This is a genomic window from Mesorhizobium sp. SEMIA396 (assembly GCF_024518615.1).
Taxonomy (GTDB): Bacteria; Pseudomonadota; Alphaproteobacteria; order Rhizobiales; family Rhizobiaceae; genus Mesorhizobium.
In genome coordinates this window covers 1-250 of sequence record NZ_JANIFC010000048.1, presented here as the reverse complement: position 1 = coordinate 250, position 250 = coordinate 1, and the positions used below count along the sequence as shown (strand labels likewise).

The 250-nt window shown below is 63.6% G+C and carries 1 pseudogene; it reads left to right on the top strand.

Features of this window, described 5'->3' with window-relative positions:
- Nucleotides 1–98, top strand: a pseudogene (locus tag NP503_RS33235) (enoyl-CoA hydratase); the annotation flags it as partial.
- Nucleotides 99–250: the final 152 nt, after the last annotated feature.

Genomic DNA, 250 nt, shown 5'->3' with positions numbered 1-250 from the left:
AAGCGCAGGCGCAAGCGATCTGCATGCAGACCCGCGACTTCGAGCGCGCCTACAAGGCGTTCGTGGCCAAGGAAAAGCCGGTGTTCGAGGGGGATTGAGGGATGATGCATTCCGTGGAGACGTCGGCAGGACAGAGGGGGGCACCGTAGAGCGCAACGCCTCAATTGCGGAGGCACCCATGCCTGACCGCTCCTTCCTCAACTGGCCCTTCTTCGAAGACAGCCATCGCGAGTGGGCCGAGCGCCTCGAC